Annotated in this window: 19 protein-coding genes; 12 read left to right on the top strand and 7 right to left on the bottom strand. The window is 45.0% G+C overall.

What is annotated here, in order from left to right:
• Nucleotides 1-91 precede the first annotated feature (91 nt).
• The 8 genes from ABD894_RS14260 to ABD894_RS14225 all read left to right on the top strand — a co-directional run bounded on the left by ABD894_RS14260 (nucleotide 92) and on the right by ABD894_RS14225 (nucleotide 12748).
• Nucleotides 92-2893: a 2-oxoglutarate dehydrogenase E1 component gene (locus tag ABD894_RS14260; protein ID WP_345211720.1), complete on the top strand. Its 2802-nt coding sequence runs from the start codon at nucleotides 92-94 to the stop codon at nucleotides 2891-2893.
• A gap of 127 nt (nucleotides 2894-3020) precedes the next feature.
• Nucleotides 3021-4598, top strand: a complete 1578-nt coding sequence (gene odhB / locus ABD894_RS14255; RefSeq protein ID WP_345211719.1) for a 2-oxoglutarate dehydrogenase complex dihydrolipoyllysine-residue succinyltransferase — start codon at nucleotides 3021-3023, stop codon at nucleotides 4596-4598.
• A 229-nt stretch (nucleotides 4599-4827) separates the two neighbouring features.
• On the top strand, nucleotides 4828-6696 hold the full coding sequence (locus tag ABD894_RS14250) for a CocE/NonD family hydrolase (protein ID WP_345211718.1): 1869 nt from the start codon (nucleotides 4828-4830) through the stop codon (nucleotides 6694-6696).
• Nucleotides 6697-6698: 2 nt separating this feature from the next.
• On the top strand, nucleotides 6699-7322 hold the full coding sequence (locus ABD894_RS14245; protein ID WP_425562960.1) for a M949_RS01915 family surface polysaccharide biosynthesis protein: 624 nt from the start codon (nucleotides 6699-6701) through the stop codon (nucleotides 7320-7322).
• Nucleotides 7323-7344: 22 nt separating this feature from the next.
• Entirely contained in the window at nucleotides 7345-9012 is a 1668-nt protein-coding gene (locus ABD894_RS14240; RefSeq protein WP_345211716.1) for a M1 family metallopeptidase, read from the top strand.
• A 319-nt stretch (nucleotides 9013-9331) separates the two neighbouring features.
• The gene (locus ABD894_RS14235; RefSeq protein WP_345211766.1) at nucleotides 9332-10549 is read left to right on the top strand and encodes a DEAD/DEAH box helicase; all 1218 of its coding nucleotides are present in this window, start codon (nucleotides 9332-9334) and stop codon (nucleotides 10547-10549) included.
• Nucleotides 10546-11544 carry a glycoside hydrolase family 43 protein gene (locus ABD894_RS14230; protein WP_345211715.1) on the top strand — a complete coding sequence of 333 codons (999 nt, stop codon included), beginning with the start codon at nucleotides 10546-10548 and terminating at the stop codon, nucleotides 11542-11544. The genes ABD894_RS14235 and ABD894_RS14230 overlap by 4 nt, the downstream gene beginning before the upstream one ends.
• Nucleotides 11545-11620: 76 nt before the next feature.
• The gene (locus ABD894_RS14225; protein ID WP_345211714.1) at nucleotides 11621-12748 is read left to right on the top strand and encodes an alpha/beta hydrolase fold domain-containing protein; all 1128 of its coding nucleotides are present in this window, start codon (nucleotides 11621-11623) and stop codon (nucleotides 12746-12748) included.
• A gap of 12 nt (nucleotides 12749-12760) precedes the next feature.
• Here ABD894_RS14225 and ABD894_RS14220 read toward each other — a convergent pair whose 3' ends face one another.
• Complete coding sequence (locus ABD894_RS14220) at nucleotides 12761-14107, bottom strand: MFS transporter (RefSeq protein ID WP_345211713.1); 1347 nt, start codon at nucleotides 14105-14107, stop codon at nucleotides 12761-12763.
• Nucleotides 14108-14281: 174 nt separating this feature from the next.
• On the opposite strand from ABD894_RS14220, the gene ABD894_RS14215 reads away from it, so the two are divergent.
• Complete coding sequence (locus ABD894_RS14215; protein ID WP_345211712.1) at nucleotides 14282-16117, top strand: PAS domain S-box protein; 1836 nt, start codon at nucleotides 14282-14284, stop codon at nucleotides 16115-16117.
• On the opposite strand, the gene ABD894_RS14210 is transcribed toward ABD894_RS14215, so the two are convergent.
• Genes ABD894_RS14210 through ABD894_RS14200 form a run of 3 tightly spaced genes read right to left on the bottom strand, consistent with a single transcriptional unit; the run spans nucleotide 16118 to nucleotide 18450 of the window.
• Nucleotides 16118-16891 carry a molybdopterin-dependent oxidoreductase gene (locus ABD894_RS14210; RefSeq protein ID WP_345211711.1) on the bottom strand — a complete coding sequence of 258 codons (774 nt, stop codon included), beginning with the start codon at nucleotides 16889-16891 and terminating at the stop codon, nucleotides 16118-16120. It abuts the gene before it with no gap.
• A 4-nt stretch (nucleotides 16892-16895) separates the two neighbouring features.
• On the bottom strand, nucleotides 16896-17621 hold the full coding sequence (locus ABD894_RS14205) for a cytochrome b/b6 domain-containing protein (protein ID WP_345211710.1): 726 nt from the start codon (nucleotides 17619-17621) through the stop codon (nucleotides 16896-16898).
• Between the two features lie 28 nt (nucleotides 17622-17649).
• Complete coding sequence (locus ABD894_RS14200) at nucleotides 17650-18450, bottom strand: DUF1223 domain-containing protein (RefSeq protein ID WP_345211709.1); 801 nt, start codon at nucleotides 18448-18450, stop codon at nucleotides 17650-17652.
• Nucleotides 18451-18636: 186 nt separating this feature from the next.
• On the opposite strand from ABD894_RS14200, the gene ABD894_RS14195 reads away from it, so the two are divergent.
• The 3 genes from ABD894_RS14195 to ABD894_RS14185 are packed head-to-tail and all read left to right on the top strand — an operon-like array spanning nucleotide 18637 to nucleotide 19811.
• Nucleotides 18637-19206 carry a sigma-70 family RNA polymerase sigma factor gene (locus tag ABD894_RS14195; protein ID WP_345211708.1) on the top strand — a complete coding sequence of 190 codons (570 nt, stop codon included), beginning with the start codon at nucleotides 18637-18639 and terminating at the stop codon, nucleotides 19204-19206.
• 11 nt (nucleotides 19207-19217) lie between these two features.
• Entirely contained in the window at nucleotides 19218-19487 is a 270-nt protein-coding gene (locus ABD894_RS14190; RefSeq protein ID WP_345211707.1) for a hypothetical protein, read from the top strand.
• A 57-nt stretch (nucleotides 19488-19544) separates the two neighbouring features.
• Nucleotides 19545-19811, top strand: a complete 267-nt coding sequence (locus ABD894_RS14185) for a hypothetical protein (protein WP_345211706.1) — start codon at nucleotides 19545-19547, stop codon at nucleotides 19809-19811.
• A 234-nt stretch (nucleotides 19812-20045) separates the two neighbouring features.
• Here ABD894_RS14185 and ABD894_RS14180 read toward each other — a convergent pair whose 3' ends face one another.
• From ABD894_RS14180 to modA, 3 genes are read right to left on the bottom strand one after another with little or no spacing between them, the layout of a single operon-like run.
• Nucleotides 20046-20669: an ATP-binding cassette domain-containing protein gene (locus ABD894_RS14180; RefSeq protein WP_345211705.1), complete on the bottom strand. Its 624-nt coding sequence runs from the start codon at nucleotides 20667-20669 to the stop codon at nucleotides 20046-20048.
• The gene (modB, locus tag ABD894_RS14175) at nucleotides 20666-21361 is read right to left on the bottom strand and encodes a molybdate ABC transporter permease subunit (protein ID WP_345211704.1); all 696 of its coding nucleotides are present in this window, start codon (nucleotides 21359-21361) and stop codon (nucleotides 20666-20668) included. Before modB ends, ABD894_RS14180 begins: the two co-directional genes overlap by 4 nt.
• Nucleotides 21358-22053, bottom strand: a complete 696-nt coding sequence (gene modA, locus ABD894_RS14170; protein ID WP_345211703.1) for a molybdate ABC transporter substrate-binding protein — start codon at nucleotides 22051-22053, stop codon at nucleotides 21358-21360. Before modA ends, modB begins: the two co-directional genes overlap by 4 nt.
• Nucleotides 22054-22097: the final 44 nt, after the last annotated feature.

Here is a 22097-nt window from a genome sequence, read left to right as displayed (position 1 = left end):
TATGTTAGGTTAAACAGATGATTTACAAATTAATTTTAAGGTTTGTAATACGATATGTTTACTTTTGCACTGTTTTAAAGACTATAATTAAATGAGTGGCCTGGATTATATAAATAGCGGAAACGCAGCCTATATTGATTCTTTATACGAAACATATAAACAAGACCCTGAATCGGTAGATTTTGGGTGGCAAAAATTTTTTGAGGGGTTCGACTTCGGTAGAGGATCTGAAGCCCCGGCAGTAAGTGCAGAAACTCCCGAGCATTTTTTGAAGGAGATCAACGTACTCAACATGATAGACGGGTACCGCCACCGCGGGCACCTGTTCTCAAAAACCAACCCTGTACGCGAGCGCCGCAAGTACTTTCCGGGCAAAGAACTGGATACTTTTGGCTTGAGCGAAGCCGATTTGGACACCACCTTTAACGCGGGTGTTGAAGTAGGTTTAGGCCCGGCAAAGCTGCGCGACATTCACCAGTTGCTTGAAGAAACCTATTGCGGTACCATCGGCGCCGAATACAGGTATATTCGCAACCCTATCAAAATCAAGTGGTTTGAAGATAGGATGGAGAAGCAGCGCAACAAGCCTGCATTTTCTGTTGACGATAAAAAGCTGATGCTGAACAAACTTAGCCAGGCAGTTATCTTCGAAAACTTTTTGGGTACCAAATTCCTGGGCCAGAAACGCTTTTCGTTAGAAGGTGCCGAGGCGATGATACCGGCGCTTGATTCGGTTATTCAAAAGGGCGCGCAATTAGGTATCGAAGAGTTTATCATCGGTATGGCACACCGCGGCCGTTTGAACGTGCTGGCCAACATCATGGAGAAAACTTACAAAGAGATCTTCTCGGAGTTTGAAGGTAAGAACTATGATTCTGACTCTCCATTTGGCGGCGACGTAAAATATCACCTTGGTTTTTCAACCGACGTATCGGCAGCCAACGGTAAAAAGGTACACTTGAGCCTTTGCCCTAACCCATCGCACTTAGAGGCGGTTGATCCGGTTGTAGAAGGCTTAACCCGTTCAAAAATCGATTTTAAATACAAAGGCGACCATACCAAAATAGCTCCTATATTAATACATGGCGATGCTTCAATAGCAGGCCAGGGTATTGTGTACGAGGTATTGCAAATGGAAAAGCTTGATGGTTACCGCACAGGTGGTACTATCCACATTGTTATTAACAACCAGATAGGTTTTACCACCAACTTTAAAGATGCCCGTTCAAGTACTTATTGTACTGATGTGGCCAAAACAGTGCTTTCGCCGGTTTTCCACGTTAATGGTGATGATGTTGAGGCTTTGGCCTACGTGATCAACATGGCCATGGAATACCGCCAGATTTTCCACGACGACGTATTTATCGACATACTTTGCTATCGCCGTTACGGCCATAACGAGGCTGATGAGCCTAAATTCACCCAGCCGGTATTATACAAAGCCATTGAGGCGCACCCTAACCCGCGCGAGGTATATTTGAAAAAGCTGATTGCCGAAGGTAGTGTTACCGAGCAATTTGCCAAAGATGCTGAAAAGAAATTCCGCGATCTGTTACAAGGTCAGCTGAACGAAGTAAAAGCGCAGGATAGGTTTACAGATACCATCCCGATGTTTGCCGGTGCCTGGGAAGGCCTTCACCTGGCATCAGACAGGGAATTGCACGTACCTATCGATACCTCGGTACCTGAAGAGGAACTGCTGGAAATAGGCCGTAAACTAACCGAACTGCCAAAAGATAAAGTGTTCTTCAAAAAAATTGAAAAACTGTTTGAAGACCGCAATAAAATGGTTACAGAAACCCACGTGTTCGATTGGGCAATGGGTGAGCTGTTGGCCTACGGTAGCTTGTTGAAAGATGAGCACCCGGTAAGGTTAAGCGGTGAGGATGTTAAACGCGGTACTTTTTCGCACAGGCACGCGGTGTTAACACTGGCCGAATCTGAAGATGAGTATACCCCGCTTACCACCCTTGGTGCCAAAGCTGAGTTTAATATTTACAACTCCTTATTATCTGAATATGGTGTGTTAGGTTTTGAGTACGGCTATGCCCTTGCCAACCCTAACGCTTTAACGATATGGGAAGCCCAGTTTGGTGACTTCTTCAACGGCGCGCAGATCATTATTGACCAGTACATTGCCAGTGCCGAAACTAAATGGCAGCGTGGTAATGGTTTGGTAATGTTGTTGCCGCATGGTTACGAAGGTCAGGGACCGGAGCACTCATCGGCCCGTGTGGAGCGCTTTATGGAGCTTTGTGCCGATAATAACATCCAGGTGGCTAACTGTACCACCCCGGCCAACTTCTTCCATATTTTACGCCGTCAGATGAAACGCGATTTCCGCAAACCGCTCATCATCTTTACACCGAAGAGCTTATTGCGTAACCCTAAATGCTCATCACCGCTGGAAGACTTTACCAAAGGCAAATTCCAGGAGCTGATTGATGATAATTACGCCGATGTTAAAAAGGTAAAACGTGTATTACTATGTACCGGTAAAGTATATTACGATCTGCTTGAGAAACAACAAACAGATAAACGTAAGGATGTAGCCATTGTACGTGTAGAACAGCTATACCCAACCCCGGTACACCAGATATTAAAGGTTAAGGCTAAATACAACAAAGCCAAAGAGTTTATATGGGTACAGGAAGAGCCCGAAAACATGGGTGCCTGGCCATACATTTGCCGTAAGTTCCATAACGATACGGTGGTTAAGCTCGATATTATATCGCGTATTGAGGGCAGCAGTACCGCTACCGGTTATGCTAAACAGCACGCCGCGCAGCAACTGTACATCATCAACAAAGCTTTTGAAACACAAGGGAGCAAAGATGTTAAAGCCTCTATAGACAAAACAACCAAAAAACTGGCCGAAGCCGGCGCAGATTGATCTTAGTATGGTTGCAGGTTATGTGTTGAATGTTGTAAGCTAACAGGTATACATTTAATACGGAACCTGCAACTTATAATACACACAACCTGCAACACAACAAAGAGAACACTACAACTAACATACTATGAGTTTAGAAATAAAAGTTCCGCCGGTAGGCGAATCAATTACCGAAGTAACCCTGTCGAGCTGGATCAAAAAAGATGGCGACCAGGTAGCCATGGACGAAGTAATTGCCGAGTTAGAATCAGACAAAGCCACCTTTGAGCTTACTGCCGAAAAAGCCGGAACTTTAAAAACAATAGCTGCTGAAGGTGATACTTTAGCCATAGGCGCTGTAGTTGCCAGCATTGAAGATGGCGGCGCTGCTGAACCTGCTAAAGAAGCCGCACCGGCAGTTGAAGCTGATAAAGCCGACGAGTCTGCACCATCTGCCCCTGCACAGGTTGCAGAAGCAGCACCTGCACCGGCCGCGGCTACAGGTAGCACTTTAGAAATTAAAGTACCTGCCGTGGGCGAATCAATTACCGAAGTAACCCTTTCGCGCTGGATCAAAAAAGATGGCGAAGCCGTTACTATGGACGAAGCCATTGCCGAACTGGAATCAGACAAAGCTACTTTTGAACTTACTGCCGAGCAGGCCGGTACATTAAAAACCCTGGCTAACGAAGGTGATGTATTGCCTATTGGCGCTTTAGTAGCCAGCATATCAGGCAGCGGTGCTGCACCTGCTGCACAACCTGCCGCGGCGCCAACTGCTGCCCCGGCCGCAACTGCCGAGGTATCAAAAGAAAAAACTTACGCGTCGGGCACACCATCGCCTGCCGCAGCTAAAATATTAGCCGAAAAAGGTGTTGACGCTAAAGGCGTAGCCGGTAGCGGTGTTGATGGCCGCATCACTAAAGAGGATGCCATTAACGCGCAAAAACCTGCCGCAACGCCTGCGCCTGCTGCCAAACCGGCCGCTGCATCGGCTCCTGCTGCCGCCCCTGCAAAAGCAGGCGAACGTGGCGAGCGTCGCGAAAAAATGTCGTCGTTACGTAAAACAGTGGCCAAGCGTTTGGTTGCCGTTAAAAACGAAACCGCCATGCTTACTACCTTTAACGAGGTAGATATGTCGCCGATAATGGAGGTACGTTCTAAGTATAAAGATAAATTTAAAGAGAAACATGGTGTAGGCTTAGGCTTCATGTCGTTCTTTACTAAAGCAGTTACCGAAGCCCTTAAAGAGTGGCCTGCCGTAGGTGCCCGTATTGATGGCGAAGAAGTGGTATACAGCAACTATGCCGATATTTCAATAGCGGTATCAGCCCCTAAAGGTTTGGTAGTTCCGGTGATCCGCAATGCCGATACCCTTAGCCTGGCTGAAATTGAGAAAGAAGTAGTACGCCTGGCGGTACGTGCCCGCGATGGTAAATTAGGTATCGACGAAATGAGCGGCGGTACATTCACCATTACCAATGGTGGTGTATTCGGTTCAATGATGTCAACCCCTATTATCAACGCGCCGCAATCGGCCATATTAGGTATGCACAACATTATTGAGCGCCCGGTTGCCGTAAGCGGACAAGTGGTGATCCGCCCGATGATGTACGTAGCCCTATCATACGATCACCGTATCATTGACGGCCGCGAATCTGTAAGCTTCCTGGTACGCGTTAAACAACTGCTGGAAGATCCTACAAGGTTATTATTAGGCGTATAATTAGCGCTAACATAAATATTGAAACAGGCTGTTATTTTTAAATGACAGCCTGTTTTGTTTTTGGAGAATTTGATATGCCATTTAATTCAGTAGAAAAGCATCAGACTTAAATATTACGAATCAATCGAGCCCCTCCACCCGTAATATTTATCACACAAACTACATCCCCTTCGCTAATTATTAAATAATTGGTACTTTGGTGCATTAACTGTAACCCTCATAAATTTTAATGATGAAAAAGTTTACCACTTTATTATTATTGGCATTGTGCTGTTGTAATGCGCTCTTCGCGCAAACAGACTATGTTAAAGATCACTTTACCAAAAAAGATGTGTACATCACCATGCGCGATGGTGTAAAACTGTTCACCTCTATCTATACCCCCAAGGATGCTACGGCGAAAAACAAGTACCCGATAATGATGCAGCGTACCTGCTACAGCATTGGCCCCTACGGCGAAACTAAATATCCTTACCAGTTGGGCCCATCGGCTTTAATGATGAAAGAAGGCTATATTTTTGTTTACCAGGATGTACGCGGTCGCTACAAAAGTGAAGGTACCTGGACCAACATGACCCCGGCTATCGACAATAAAAAAAGCAAGACCGATGTTGACGAAGGTTCTGATACGTATGATACTATCGACTGGCTGATCAAGAACGTTACCGGCAACAATGGTAAAGTTGGGCAATGGGGCATCTCGTATCCGGGTTTTTACACTGCGGCGGGCATCCTGTCTAACCACCCGGCGCTGAAGGCCTCATCGCCGCAGGCTCCTATATCTGATTTCTTTTTTGATGATTTTCACCACAACGGCGCTTTCATTGAAGGTTACTTTTTTACCTTCCCGGTGTTTGGTGTGCAAAAAAAGGATACCACCAGCAAATCATGGTTTACCGACAAAATGTTTAACGCCGGCACCCGCGATGGCTACCAGTTTCTGCTTGATCTTGGTCCGCTTAAAAATGCCGACAAATACTATAAAGACAACTTTTTTTGGCAGGAAACCATTAACCACCCCAACTACGATGATTTTTGGCAGAAACGTGGTTTGCTGAAACACTTCGGCAAGGTAAAACCCGCGGTAATGCTGGTAGGCGGCTGGTTCGACGCGGAAGACCTTACCGGTCCGCTGGCTATTTATAAAACCATTAAAAAGAGCGATCCATCGGCATATAATACCATTGTGATGGGGCCGTTCGGGCACGGGCGCTGGTCGCGCGAAACCGGACATACCCTGCACAGCAACGTTTACTTTGGCGATAGCATAGCTACCTTCTACCAAAAAGAAATTGAAGCAAAATTCTTCAACCACTTTTTGAAAGGCAAAGGCGATAAAAATTCGGGCCTGCCTAACGCCTATATGTACAATACCGGCAAAAAAGAATGGGCTACGTTTGATAAATGGCCTGTACCTACTGCCGAGCATCGCAAATTATTTTTAGGTGCCGATGGTAAACTGGCCAGCACACAACCGGGCACAGCCGCTTCGGTAGATTTTGTGAGCGACCCGATGAAGCCGGTTCCGTATACCGAAGACAACAGCACCACCATGGGTTTCACCCCACATAATTACATGAGCGAAGACCAGCGTTTCGCAGGCCGTCGCCCCGATGTACTGGTATACCAAAGTGAGGTACTTACCGATGATGTAACCCTTGGCGGCGAAATTATGGCACACCTTAAAGTGGCCACCACCGGCAGCGATGCCGACTGGGTAGTGAAACTGATAGACGTATACCCACCCGACGAGCAGAACCATCCATACATGCCTAACAAGAGCATCATTTTGAGCAATTACTGGCAAATGGTACGTTCGGAAGTAATGCCGGCACGTTTCCGCAATAGTTTTGAAAAACCCGAAGCTATGGTACCCGGCCAAAAAACCGATGTTAACTTCCAGTTACAGGATGTACTGCATACCTTTAAAAAAGGGCACCGTATTATGATACAGGTACAAAGTACCTGGTTCCCTATTGTGGCGCGTAACCCGCAAAAATTTGTGGAAAACCCATACAAAGCCAACGAAAGCGATTATATAAAAGCCACACACCAGGTATTTAATGATAGCTATATTGATGTAGAAGTATTAAAATAATGATAAAACTATTTTGCCCGATATTACTGCTGCTTTTTATACAAAGCGCGTCCGCGCAGGTACAGGTAACTAAGCTTGATAAAAAGACTGTACCTGCATCTGTAAAATATAGCGGCCATATTATTGACGCGGTAAAATATAAAGACAGCGGCGGCGAGTATTTAGTTATAACTACCGAAACAGGAGAAACTCCCACCAAAAATTCAGAGATGGAAGGCAGGGATGCAGCCTTGTACGCTTACCATTATACAATTGAGGGCAATGGCGTTTATAAATCAACCTGGCAAACTTATGATTTTATAAAAGATTGTCCGGTAGATATCAACGCCAGTTTTATACCCGGCACCTTCGCGGTAACCGATCTTGATAAGAATGGCAAGGCAGAGGTATGGCTAATGTATAAAACGGTATGCCATGGTGATGTTAGTCCGAGTAATATGAAGATCATCATGCACGAGGGCGATAAAAAATATGCCGTTAGAGGTACTAATAAAGTGAAGCTTTCGGCAACGGAAACCGAAGGTGGCAAATACACTTTTGATGAAGTTTTTAAAAACGGACCGGAAGCGTTCAGGCAGTATGCCGCCAAGCTTTGGCAAAAAAACATAATGGAAACGTGGAAATAATTCCATAACAACAAACTCATAAATGAAAATTAAGAATATATATTTCGGCAGCCTGGCACTCTTGTTTACAGGCTTATTATCGATACCGGCACAGGCTCAGTTAATGCAGAAGAAAGAAACCTTTACCCGTGCAGATAGTTTGCGCGGCAGCCTTTCGCCCCTGCGCAGTTATGATATCAATTATTATCACCTGGATGTGAAGTTTGATATCGATAAAAAATACATCAGCGGCAGCAACCTGTTCAAGTTTACCGCCACCGAGGATATCAGCAAACTGCAATTCGACCTGTACGATAACCTGAAGGTTGAAAAGGTAGTTTACAAAGGCAAAGAAGTGCCTTTTACCCGTGAGTTCAACGCGGTGTTCGTAACCTTTCCGCAGGCGATAAGCAAGGGTGCAAAGGATGAATTTACGGTTTATTATTCGGGCAACCCTACTGTGGCCAAACGCGCCCCATGGGATGGCGGCGTGGTATTTACTACCGATTCGTTAGGCAAGCCATGGGTAGCCACTGCCTGCCAGGGCGCGGGTGCCAGTATATGGTGGCCTAATAAAGATCACCAAAGCGACGAGGTGGATAGCATGCTGATCAGTATCAGCGTACCCAAAGGTTTAAAGGATATCTCGAACGGTCGCCTGCGTAAAACTACCCAACTGAAGGATGGCTATACCAAATTCGACTGGTTTGTAGCAAACCCAATCAATAACTACGATGTGGCTGCCAACATTGCGGACTACGCGCATTTCAGCGATAGCTACGCAGGTGAAAAGGGCAAGCTATCTTTAGATTATTGGGTGCTTACTTACAACCTGGAAAAAGCTAAAAAACATTTCGCGGCTAATGTAAAACCTATGCTGAAGGCCTTTGAACACTGGTTTGGTCCATACCCTTTTTATGAGGATGGTTATAAACTGATAGAAACCCCACATTTAGGTATGGAACACCAAAGCGCCGTGGCCTACGGTAACAAGTATCGTAATGGTTATTTAGGCAATGATCTGTCGGGTACAGGCTGGGGTTTGAAATGGGATTTCATCATCATTCACGAAAGCGGGCACGAGTGGTTTGGTAACAATATCACCTCGAAAGATATCGGCGATATGTGGATCCATGAAGGGTTTACTAATTACTCCGAATCGTTATTTATAGAAGATAACTGGGGTAAGGAGGCTGGCTTAGAATACGTGCACGGCGTAAGAAAAGGCATTGCTAACGACGCGCCTATTGTTGGCCCGTATGGTGTGAACAAAGAGGGGTCGGGCGATATGTACCCTAAAAGCGCCAACATGCTCAACATGATCCGCACCATTATAGGTGATGACGAAAAATGGCGGGGCATACTGCGTGGACTCAACAAAACCTTCTACCACAAAACCGTTACTTATGATGACGTGGTGAGCTATGTAAATGAGCAATCGGGTAAAAACTTCAGTTCGGTATTTGCGCAGTACCTCAAACACAAAGAACTGCCGATACTGGAATTTGTAACCATGAACAAAAAATTATATTGCCGCTGGATAGCTTCTGAAGAAACCTTTGACATGCCGGTGCGTGTAAAACTAAAAGGTGGCGAATACCAGTTCATCAGCCCCAAAACCCGCTTAACCCCGGTAACCATTGAAGGCGCCACTAAAGATAATATAGAGGTAGATACCTTCAACTTTTACATAGGCGTACTGGTGGAGTAGTTTTTTATAGAGTCAAGAAATAAGAATCAGGAGACAAGATTCTTTATATAGATTCAAGAGTTGAGAATCAGGAGACAAGATTCAAAATAACAAAAGCACCGGCAACATTGAGTTGTCGGTGCTTTTCGCTTTTATATAGAGTGAAGAAAGACTTACGAAGTTTTGAAAACTTCGTAAGTCTTGCTCTCCAACGAGTTTGTCTTGCATCCTGATTCTCAACTCCTGAATCTCCTCACTCACAACTTTCAACTCACCACTCACAACATACTACTTATAACAAATTTTACCTATCTTGCGCATTACCGTATTAATACAGATAGTGACTTTTCAGGAATTTAATTTTAACGAGCATTTATTAGAAGGTGTACTGAGCATGGGTTATACCAAGCCAACACCCATACAGGAAATGGCTATCCCCGTGATAGCAGGCGGGGAGGATCTGATTGCTTGTGCTCAAACAGGTACCGGTAAAACCGGGGCGTTCCTGTTGCCGGTTTTGAACCATATTGCTCAAAACCACACCCACCAAACCACTGTACTTATACTTACCCCAACCCGCGAGCTCGCGCAGCAGATAGACCAGCAGGTTGAAGGCCTTGCTTATTTTACGGGCATCAGCTCGCTGGCGGTATTTGGCGGCGGCGATGGTATTGTTTACGAACAGCAGCGCCGCGGTATCCAAAATAATGTAAATATTATTATAGCCACCCCGGGCAGGCTTATAGCCCACCTTACATCGGGCGTGCTTAAACTTAACCATATACAGCACTTAATATTAGACGAAGCCGACCGCATGCTCGACATGGGTTTTCAGGATGATATTATGCGTATTATCAGCTATCTGCCTAAAAAAAGGCAAACGCTGTTATTTTCGGCTACCATGCCAGGGCGTATCCGTACGCTGGCAAAAACGGTACTGAACAATCCGCAGCAAATAAACATCGCGCTATCGCAACCGGCTGTAGGTATCGATCAGCAGGTTTACCGCGTTGCCGATCAGCAAAAAACACCGCTGATCAAATACTTGTTGAAAGATGGCAAATACACCAGTATCATCATCTTCTCGTCTACTAAAGACAAAGTAAAATCTGTTTATAAAGAACTGAAGGCTGCCAATATCAAAATAAGCGCTTTCCACTCCGATCTGGACCAGGTGGAGCGCGAGCAGATCTTGCTTAACTTCAAGAACAAAAACCTGCCGGTAATTATCGGTACCGATGCCTTATCGCGCGGTATTGATGTAGAGGGGATCGACCTGGTAATTAACTACGATGTACCACCCGATCCGGAAGATTATATACACCGCATAGGCCGTACCGCACGTGCCGCCACTACAGGTACCGCTATCACTTTGCTGAACGAGCGCGACCAGGGCAAGTTCAACAACATTGAAAAACTGATAGAGAAAACCATAGAGCAGAAAACCCTGCCCGAAGAAATTGGTGAATCGCCGGTTTTCCGTCCGCCGCACGAGGTGCATTTCCACGCCAAGAAGAAAAGATTTAATAAAAAGAAGAAACCTACAAACAAGCCATGAGGAAACTTATTGCCAAGCACTACATTGCATCATTGTTGATGCTAAATGCATTTATAGCTGTTAGCACTACAGCCAGCGCACAAGAGAAAAAAACATCGGGCAACCCTATTGCCGAAGGATGGTATGCCGACCCTGAAGCTGTCATTTTTGGTAAAACTTACTGGGTGTACCCTACCTATTCGGCACCTTACAACCAACAAGTGCACTTTGATGCCTTTTCATCAACCGATTTGGTGAACTGGACCAAACACAGCAACATTGTTGACACCGCCGCCCTAAAATGGGTTAAGCGTGCGCTTTGGGCACCGGCCATTACCGAAAAAGACGGCAAATACTACCTTTTCTTCGGGGCTAACGATATACAAAACGATAACGAAAAAGGCGGTATAGGTGTAGCTGTGGCTGATAACCCTGCCGGTCCGTTTAAGGATTATTTGGGCAAACCGCTTATCGATAAGATCATCAACAAAGCGCAGCCTATTGATCAGTTCATCTATAAAGATAAAGGCCAGTACTACATTATATACGGCGGCTGGGGCCATTGCAACATAGCCAAGCTGAATAAAGACTTTACCGGTTTTATTCCGTTTGAAAATGGCGAGATATTTAAATCGATCACTCCGAAGGACTATGTGGAAGGCCCGGTAATGTTTAAACGTAAAGGCAAATACTACTTCATGTGGTCGGAAGGCGGCTGGACAGGCCCTGATTACCGCGTAGCCTATGCCATTGGCGATTCTCCGGTTGGTCCGTTCAAACGCATCAGCACCATACTGAAACAAGATGCTACTATAGCCACCGGGGCAGGCCACCACTCGGTGATACAAGTACCGGGAACTGATGAATGGTATATTATTTACCACCGTCGCCCGCTTACCGAAACAGATGGCAACCACCGTGTTACCTGTATAGATAAACTATACTTCGATAAAGACGGCCTGATTAAAGAAGTTAAAATAACCAACGAAGGCGTTGCGCCACGTGTTATTAAATAATTAACAGAAGTGTTACTAACAGCAAAAAGCATCGTTTTTTAAGCGGTGCTTTTCTGTTAGTAGCAAAACCAATGGCATGATACGCTTAACATTACTCATCATACTTTTCCTTGCTTCGCTGCTTAACCTGTTTGATGCACCGGCCTATTACTTTTGGCTGCTGGCTATTATGGTGAGTGAGTTCCCTGTGATATTTGCCGGGGTTACGGTTGCGATAACCGCATCAGGATATTGGCCGCAAAAGTACCGGACAGCGGGTACGATATTGGGGATAGTTACCTTTCTGTTGTTCATCTCGCCTATCATCCGGTCATTCATTATATCGCGTTCTATCAAAATCGAAATGCAAGCGGCCTTTGGTTCGCGAACGATATTAGCTACCGAAAGTTCAGCCTTTAAACTGGGGAAACTGTTTAAATTTAGCGATAGCGTAATTGCCTATCAAAGTCTCGTGTATAAAACCTATCCCGGCATTAGTTTAACGCTGGATTATTATCCATCGCAACAGCCCGGTACAAGGCCTTGCGTAATCGTTATCCACGGCGGTTCGTGGAGTAGCGGCAATAGTAAACAATTACCCGAACTGAACAGCTACCTGGCAAAACGAGGATATAACGTAGCGTCTGTTAATTACCGCCTTGCCCCTGATTATCAAAATCCGGCACCGGTTGAAGATGTAAAGGCAGCCTTGAATTATCTGCGCCAAAATGCCGGTAATTTCCATATTGATACCAATAAATTTGTATTGCTTGGCCGCTCGGCAGGGGCGCAAATCGTGTTGCTTGCCGCTTACACGTTACACCATAGCAGCCTGAAAGGCGTAATAGATTTTTATGGACCTGCGGATATGGTTTGGGGCTATTCACTACCGGCAAATCCTTGGGTGATGGATTCGCGCGCGGTGATGCACAGGTACCTTGGCGGGCCATACAACAAAGTGCCGCAAAACTATGTAGCCAGCTCACCTATTGAATTTGTGGATAAGCAGTCGCCGCCAACCCTTATTATTCACGGAGCAAATGATGTATTAGTGGCCTATGAACATAGCCGGCGACTAAACGACAAGCTACAGCAAAACGGTATTAAACATTATTGGCTTAAACTGCCGTGGGCTACTCATGGCTTTGATTATAACCTGAACGGGCCAGGCGGCCAGTTATCTACCTACGCTGTGGAAACCTTTTTAAACACGGTTACACAATAGCTCACTAATAACTTAAGCTGTTGGTTTCTGCTCCTTAAACTGACTGAAAAATATCAGTGCCAGTATGCACAAAGCGAAACCGCAAATACCGTTCATACGCAGACCATGATCGTTGCCGGGATCTTTACCATATACGGTAAGGAAAGCGAAGAGCGCTATACCCAACGTTTGCCCTAATTTTACAAACAGGTACTTCACCGCAAAGAACATTCCCTCCCTGTTTTCGCCGGTATCAATGGCATCCTGCTGGGCAATTTCGGCGAGTATGGCATTGGGCAATATCCCCAGAGAAGCCAGCGGGAAAGCGGCCGATAACACCAGCATGTAAATTTGTATAGTTGAGGAAAAAGGAAACTTCCCCAAAAAATATATCGCCACAAAAATTAAGCTCAACAACCCGAACGAGAACAGGATGATCGGTTTCTTCCCTATTTTTTTCGACAGGTAATTAATAAGCGGATAAAACAGCAGTGAGCCCACCACCATAGCCCCCATCAGCACACCACCTATGGATTCGGGCAGTTTTAGCAGTACCGTTACAAAGAACAGTAAGCCACTTGATATGATGCTGAGCGCCATGTAAAAAGAAAAATCAGAAATAAGATAATATTTAAAATTACGGTTGCTGAAGGTTTTGCTAATGGCAGGCAACAACGGCAAGTGCGATGGTTTACTGTTGGAGTATTTGCGCTCATCGATAGCCAGTACGGGTATCAGCATGATCAAACCGGCAACTACTGCTATTCCCCAAATGGTATACTGCACGGCTTGGTTACGGTCGGCAATATCAAAATTGTGTTGTACCAGGTCGGCAAAGTTATTTACGAATGCGGCAATGATGATCCCTACCACAAAGCCCACCTGCTGAAATGATGACAGCTTTACCTTTTCGGCAGCCGTTTCGGTTAGTTCAGGCATCAGCGCGTTGTAGGGGATGATATAGGCTGTGGCTCCCATAAAGAAGAACACCAGTGTAGTAGTCAGCCACGATGCGTTGAGCATACTTTCGCCCTTAACCAATGGATAAAAGGTAAGGCAGCACGAAATTACGGCGGGCAATATGGCCCATTTCATAAATGGGATCCGGCGACCTTTAGGATTGGTACTTTTATCGCTGAGCGAAGCGATATAGGGGTCGAACAAGGCATCCACAAAACGCCCCGAAGCTGCTATCAGCGACATGATATTGAACAAGCCGAACACCAGTAACTGCGGCACCAAAGGGATCAGCCCGGCATTTGATGGCGGTAAATAATAATACGGAAGCATCACAATGATGATATTTGTCATCATGCTCCAACCCGTCATTCCGCAGGCGTATGCAAGCTGTTTGGTGAAAGGTAGTTTAGCGATTGGCATCACTGCAATATGCAAATTAAGTTACTAAAATTTACCGCGGGCTCTTATTTATATACGATCTTAAGCTAAACTCAAATTCAGCGGCATTTGTTCATTATGTTCATTTACAGCATTATTAAACATAATCGCTTCGCGTTCGTAGCTTTATAAAGACGAATATTCAATTCATCTGCCATGAATAATCTGGATGCCCTTTTTTATCAAAACCAGCAACCAATGTGGGTGTACGCCATCAACTCCCTGCTGATACTGGAAGTTAACGAGGCCGCGATAAAGCGCTATGGCTATTCGCGCGAAGAGTTCATTGGAAAAAGCACCCGCGACCTGCGGCCTGTTGAAGACATTCACTTACTTGAAGAAATTTTGAACAGCAAAGAGCCGAAAGATATTTATGAATCGGAGTTCAGGCATGTTACTAAAAGCGGCGCTATTTTCCATGTAGAAATACAGGCTTATGATATTGCTTACAATGATATACCCGCAAAGCTGATTCAGGCGCAGTGCATTGAGGCCAAAAAAGATATACAAGGCAAACTTCAGCTTACCGAATCAAAACTGAACCGTTTGCTGGATAGCACCACCATTGGTTTTTACCAGCTGGACCCTAACGGCAATATTACTTACTGGAATAACGCCGCAGAAAAATTGCTTGGCTACAACCGCGAGTATGTGCTGGGCAAAAATATATGGGATGTTTTCCCCGAAGCAGTGCATTCTGATTTTTACACCTACATTGAAAAAGCCTGCACGCACAAGATCAACGTAGAATTTACCGAATATTTTTGGCCCATACAACGATGGTTCTTTACTAATGCCTACCCCGGCGAAGATGGTATATTGGTACACTTCAGAGATGTAACCCATATTAAACTGGCACAGGAGGTATTACTCGAAAAAATAGAACAACTGAAGGAGATCTCCTTCCTTAACTCACATTATATCCGCAAACCGGTGGCAAGCCTGTTGGGCCTCACCAATTTAATAAAAGATAACGTAATACGCCCCGAGGAGTTTAAGGAGATTGCCGAGCAGGTACAGGCATGCAGTTACGAACTGGATGATGTGATTAAAACGATCAACAAAAAAGTAAACGACGGCGACGGATTAAAAGAACTCGCTTTTGAAATGGCAGAGTTTTGCATTAACGACCTGTTGAAAGATGTGATATGCGATTATAAAAACACCCACCCCACGCACCGTGTTGTTTTTAAAGCATCGGCCAATATCATGTACTACGGTAGCAAGCATGGTATACGTGTAGCGGTGGAGAACCTGCTGGATAATGCCATTAAGTTTTCGCCCTATGCCGATCATGTTGTGTTAACCTTAAGCAAGGTAAATCAAAACGCTGTGGTTTCTGTACAGGATTTTGGCGAAGGCATTGATTCGCGTGTACTTAACAAGATATTTTTAGGCTTTATAAAGAGGGATGTGTCGCGGGAGTTAGGTGAGGGCCTGGCCAAGGTTTCAACTGTAACCAGGCGCCATCACGGCAATGTTTGGGTGGAGAGCAGGCCGGGCAAGGGCACTGTATTCAGTGTGAGGCTGCCGCTATCTACCATGTCGGCCATTAAGGCGGGTATTAAAACAGATTGCAACAGCTACCGCGATCCGGGACTGGAGATCACTTACGACGAGGAAAACAAATATCTCCGGATGGACTGGCGTGGCTTTTTGAGCCTGCATACCATAAAAGCCGGTTGCCTTAAATTATGCGATCTTTTGAAAAAGCACGATTGCAAAATGGTGCTCAACAATAACGCCAACGTAATGGGTAGTTGGGAAGATGCCGCCGAGTGGGTAGGTAAAGAATGTTTCCCGATGCTGGAAGAAGCCGGACTGCAGTTTTTGGCATGGGCATACTCACCAAGTACGTTTAGCCGCCTCTCGGCAGATATGGCTATACGTGCGCTAAAGGGCAATGTTGTGATTAAAACCTTTAATGATAAGGACGAAGCCCGCCAATGGCTGGAGGAAGTAGGCAAAGCCGTATATATCGATCAGGACTAATTATAAACCCGAATAATAATCGTAGCCCCGTTCGGCCCAGTAATCGGGCGGGCGGGTATTGCTGAAGCTGATGGAGCCTATCCGTTTCAAATTCTTAATACCATACTTCACCGGGATGATCAATCGTAAGGGCTGGCCATTGTCCATCGGCAATGGTTTATCGTTTACCTCATAAGCCAGTAATGTTTGCGGGTGCAGGGCGCTGGGCATATCTACCCCCACATAGTACTTTTTATCGGGCGTAGCCAAACCTACATAACTAAGTTTAGCCTGTTCGTGCAGGTTATAATGTTCTACCAGATCTGTAAACTTTACACCTGCCCAATGCGAGATCTGGTCCCAGCCTTCCACGCATTTAAAATCGAAGATGATCTCTGTTTTGGGCAAGGCTTTCAAATCATCCAGCGAAAGCTGCAATATCTCTCCCCTGCCTTTATTGATCTGGAGTTTCCAGTCGGCAGGTTCAAAATCTTCATCCGCTAAGCCTATAAAACTATTTACCCGTACTTGTTTTGCCGCACGTGCTTTAGGGTAGGTTTTTACAAGGTTATTATTGCTGTACAGCCTGCGAAAAAACAGTTCGGTTTGGTTAAGCGCCCTCCGTAAAGGCTCGTGAGCATGCCCGGTTATCGAAGGTTTTTCTAAGGGCGACTTATATAACCATCGCCAGCCACCATAAGCCGCACCCGATAATACAACAAAGCTCCCCATCGAAATAAAGTTTCGCCTGCTTATCTTTTGCTCAATGGTGAGTTCTTTTTTTACCTTTTTCATGGGTTTACTTGTCATCGTCTGCTTTGGGTTTAATTTCAGGCTCGGGCTCAATAACAGGCGCAGGAGGTGCAGTTACCGGCTCATCAACCACTTCAAAACCTGTTATAACCGATCGAAAGTTACTCCACCCGGCCAATATCACCTGCACAATATGCACCACAAAAAACAGCACATAACCAATAGTTAACACAAAATGCCATATCCGCGCCAAGTGGTAACCTCCGCACAGCCAAACCAGCCAGTTGAACTGTACCGGTTTATAAATTGCCAGTCCGGTAATGATAGAGCCGAACCCCATCACGATAATGGCTGAGTAAGCAATGCGCTGGGCCGCGTTATATTTTTTTTGAGGCGGAGCCATCTTTCTAATATGCAGATCGTGCAGCAGCACCAGCCAGGCCTCTTTAAACGAGTGTTTATTAGGCAGCAACTCCCGCCATTCGCCCGAAAGCCAGGTGTATAACACATAAGCGATACCGTTCAGCAAAAAAGCCCACATAAACAAAAAGTGGAAGGCCATTCCTTCGGACAGGCGGCGTGTGATATGGAATGTTTTATAGAACCACTCCGGGAAAAACTTCACAAACGTATGCCCGAACAGCGTGATACTGTAAGCATCGTTAGCCCAATAGATCAGCATACCGCTCCATATCATAATGCTCAGCACCGGGAAATTTATCCAGTGTGCCCAACGTATGGCTAAAGGGTGTTTTTCTTTAATAACCTTCATGGTTGCTGTTCTTGTTCGGTATTTATCTTCAACGTTTTATAACGGCCATTGTTCCGTTGGTTGCGAAGGCCACTTTTGAGGCTGCCTCAATACCGCCGTTCGCGCTGTTCTGCACCAAGCCAATTACTTCGTAACCTCCAGTATTAAACCCTGTTGGCAATGGCAGGGTAATCGAACCTGATGCTTTATCGGCAGTAACCTGTTGTAGCTCACGTACTATTTGCACATGAGGTAATGTACGGCCTTCATTCTCGCCGCTTTTCACCACAGTACGGGCATTTTTCTGTACTAAAGCGAACAATAACACATCTTTAATACCGGCATTTTCAGCTTCATAATTAACGGTTACCCCACTTTTATCAACCTTTAGTCCGTTTAATAATAAGCGTGTGTTGTGTTGCTCCTTTAATGATGCGGTAATTGCATTCCGTAATGTTCCTTCCTGCGAACCTACAAATTCTGTTTTGCCGTTTACCACAACCTGCGGCGTATATACCGATGCACCCTTTATCCAACCGGTGTATTTGTATTGCCTTTCAGAATATGCATGTTTACTAAATGCATCTTTCCAGCCTAAACGGTTCCAGTAATCAACATGGTAGGCTAATATATATACCTGCTGATCTTTCTTTTCCTGTTGTATTTTTGCCAATACCGCATCTGCCGCAGGACAGCTTGAACATCCCTCTGATGTGAAAAGCTCTATAACAGCAAAACCTGTTTGCTTCTTATTCTCTTTGTATTCAGCGTGACCGCCGTTTTTGAAAGCGCTTGCTGTAAGCAATATGGTTACCAGGCATAGCAAGCTGTATAACTTTATATTTTTCATGTTGCTGCTTCTGTTTAATTTACTATGATGATTTACGTAATTAGTCGACGGTAAGGGTAAATCCTTACAATAAATTTTATCTTTTTATTATCTACCTCAAAATAAAGAAGTTAAATTTCAATTTTATTGTAAGGATACATAGCCGAATACGACTAATCATCTGACAAAACACTATAGTAATAATATATGGATGTAAATACGCCCGTACCCGACCCGGGTAAGTGGGTTAATAACTATGCCGATTTCCTGTTTGGATATGCTATTTCACGCTTAAACAATGAAGAACAGGCGAAAGACCTGGTACAGGAAACTTTTTTGGCCGCGTTAGAACGATTAGGAACTTTTGAAAACCGCAGTACAGAACGCACTTGGTTGGTAAGTATTCTTAAAAATAAAATAGTTGATGCCTACCGCAAAAAAGCGGGGAGTCCGGCTTTCAGCGAGATCAAGGCGATTGAAGAACAGCAGGACTTTTTTGATGAAGATACCGGGCACTGGAAATCCGAACACCAACCACTATCGTGGGGTGCCGATGGCAACGCGTTATTAACCAATAAGGAATTTAACAGCATACTGCAAAAGTGTATGCAAAAGCTGCCGCCTATGTGGATGTCGGTTTTCAGCATGAAACACCTGGACGATACGCCTACCGAAACCATTTGCACCGAACTCAAGTTAAGCGCGGCTAACTTTTGGGTTATTATACACAGGGCCAAGCTCAATTTGAGGGCATGCCTTCAAAAACACTGGCTATAAATTAAAGTAACATGAGCAGATTAAAAAACATACAAAACAACTGTAAGCACGCTACTTTTTTAATAGAGAAGAAGCATACCGATGGCCTTACATTCAGGGAAACGGTGGAATTGCGCATCCATCTCACCGGTTGTTCTATGTGCCGGTTGTTTAACAAGCAAAGCAGGCAGATCAACGAAATGGTAAAGCAATTGTTCAGGCGCTCGGCCGAAACCAGGCTGGATGATGCCTACAAACAGCGCCTGCAAAACCTGATTGATGATGAACTGAATAAAAATTAAAAAATGCCGTAAGGTTTGTAAGCAAACTGCGACTAAGCAGGAAACAAACAAATAAAAATGAAAACGAATCAATCAGTAAAAATCAGCAAATCAATTTTATTAACAGTAGTTGCCGCATTTGTAATTACCATCGGCAGCGTGCTTAATGTACAGGCATCAACCATCGTCCCAATTAAAGGCGGACATATTACCGCTGCCAGCGATACCGGCAAAACAAAAAAGAAGGCCGACAAAGTGAAAGCCAAGAAAAAAGGCAAAATGGACAAAATGGGATCGGATAAAATGGGCGACGATAAGATGGGTAAGGATACCGGCAAAATGTAATTCCTTTTTTAGTTGGAAGTTGTGATAAAAGAGAGGGCTTCGGTCCTCTTTTTGTTTTAACTCAACTAATCTACGTTGCGTGATGCATTATTGGTTAACATGTGAAGGCGGCGGGACGCCGCGTAATAGTCGTCACTCGGCCGGAGCCTTATCGACTGCGGTACTCCCCTTTTCTGTTTTCACCCTCTTTTTGCTTGCAAAAAGGGTCGCCCAGCGAAGCGAAGGCAGGGTGAGTCACTCGCCGCTAATGTACAATTCCGTTCCCTCAAAAGCCTCCAATTCCTGCTGGTTGTGGCTAACTATCAACACCGTACAATTCAATTCGGCGAACAGCTTTTTTAAATCACTTATCAGCGAAGCTTTAACTTCCTTATCCAGTGCCGAAAATGGCTCGTCCATCAGCAGTACTTTGGGTTTTATGGCGATGGCCCGCAGTATGGCCAGCCGTTGCTGTTGCCCGCCGGACAGGTAAGCAGGTTTATGCGTGGCGAAAGCCTCCAATCGGCCTATTGTTAATAAGCGTTTAATCCAGTCTGCATCTGTAGTAGCATATTCCAGGTGTTGCTGCACCGTCATGTTGGGGAATAAGGCATAATCCTGAAATACAAAGCCTACCCGCCGTTTTTGCGGAGAAAGGTTAAGCTGTTTAGTTGTATCCAGCCAGGTTTCGCCATTTACAGTAATTGTTCCCGCTTCGGGATTTATCAAACCGGCTATTACTTTCAACAAGGTACTTTTACCCGCACCCGATGGCCCGTAAATTTTGGTAACGCTACCTGCCGCGAATTGGTGATTCAGCTTTAGTGCCTGCTGCCCGTTGTAAGCCTTAAGCTTTTTTTCAAAATCTACTATTATCATTCCAGCGGGCTTTTGGCTTGGTACCGGTTATAAATAAATACGCTGCTCACCATTACAAAGGTAATGCACAGCAATATCAGCGAATAATTGCCTGCCGAAGCATAATCCATCTGCTCAACAGCATCATACACCGCTATGGATGCCACGCGTGTTGTGTTCGGGATGTTGCCACCTATCATCAGCACCACGCCGAACTCGCCCAGCGTATGCGCGAAGGTGAGTACTGTGGCAGTTAATAATGATGGCTTTATGTTGGGCAGCAACACTTTTACAAAAGTTTGCCACTTGCTTTTACCCAGTGTGTAAGATGCCTGCGACAATGAAACAGGCAACTGCTGCAAGGCCGACTTTACAGGGCCTATCATAAACGGCATACTGTAAATAACCGATGCCAATACCAGGCCTTCAAACGAAAATACCAGTTGCACATCAAATGTATTCTGCAGCCACTTACCAAAGCCATTTTGCGGACTAAAAGCCAGCAGCAAATAAAAACCCAGCACCGATGGCGGCAATACCAGCGGCATGGTAATAACAGCCTCAATAATAATTTTAAAGAATGATCGTCCTTTTGATAACCACCAAGCCGCAGGTAAACCTACCAGCAGTAAAATAAACGTGGTTATCCCTGCCAGCTTTAGCGTAAGCCATATAGGCGAAAGATCTATCAAAAAAATATGGGCTATGTTCACAGCGTTTTATAACCGTATTGTTTAAATATACGTTTTGCAACGGGGCTTAATATATACTGATAAAATTTTTGAGCCTGTATATTGTCCTTAGCATGGGTTAGCAGCACTATACCCTGCTGTATGGGCGCGTACATTTTTGTATCGATGGCTTTCCAATATAAAGGCTGCGTTTCTTTCACTAACGATTGCGTAGTGAAACCCACCTCAACCACACCTGTGGTGATATAAGTGTTCACCTGTGATATGCTTTCGCCATAAACAGCTTTGGATTTTATTTTATGGAGGATACCGGCCTTTGTCAGCGCTTCTTCGGCTGCTTTGCCGTAAGGTGCTATTGCCGGGTTGGCTATGGCTATTTTTTTTACCGATTTGCTTTGCAGCAGTTGTTGCCAGTTATTAAAGGCCAGTTGCTTGTTGCTGCAAATAATCAGGCTGCCCAAAGCATATACCTCCGGCTTATCGGTAGCCGAACCGTCTTTATACAGTTTCTCCGGGAAATCCATATCGGCCGACAGGAATACATCGTAAGGCGCACCGTTGCTTATTTGTGCCACCAATTTGCCCGACGAACCCGAAACAGGTTCTATATCGATGCCCGTGCGCATTTTAAAATCTTTTTGCAGGGCTATAATTACCGTTTGCAAGTTGGCCGCCGCCGCTACCTTTACAGTTTGAGCCGATGCGTGCAGCATTGCAAACAGGCAAATAACTGTAATACACAGCTTTATTTTTATTG

Source organism: Mucilaginibacter gynuensis, from assembly GCF_039541195.1.
In the GTDB taxonomy this organism is placed as follows: domain Bacteria; phylum Bacteroidota; class Bacteroidia; order Sphingobacteriales; family Sphingobacteriaceae; genus Mucilaginibacter; species Mucilaginibacter gynuensis.
Note: the sequence above shows the minus strand (reverse complement) of the source record. Positions and strands in the feature narration are given on the sequence as shown.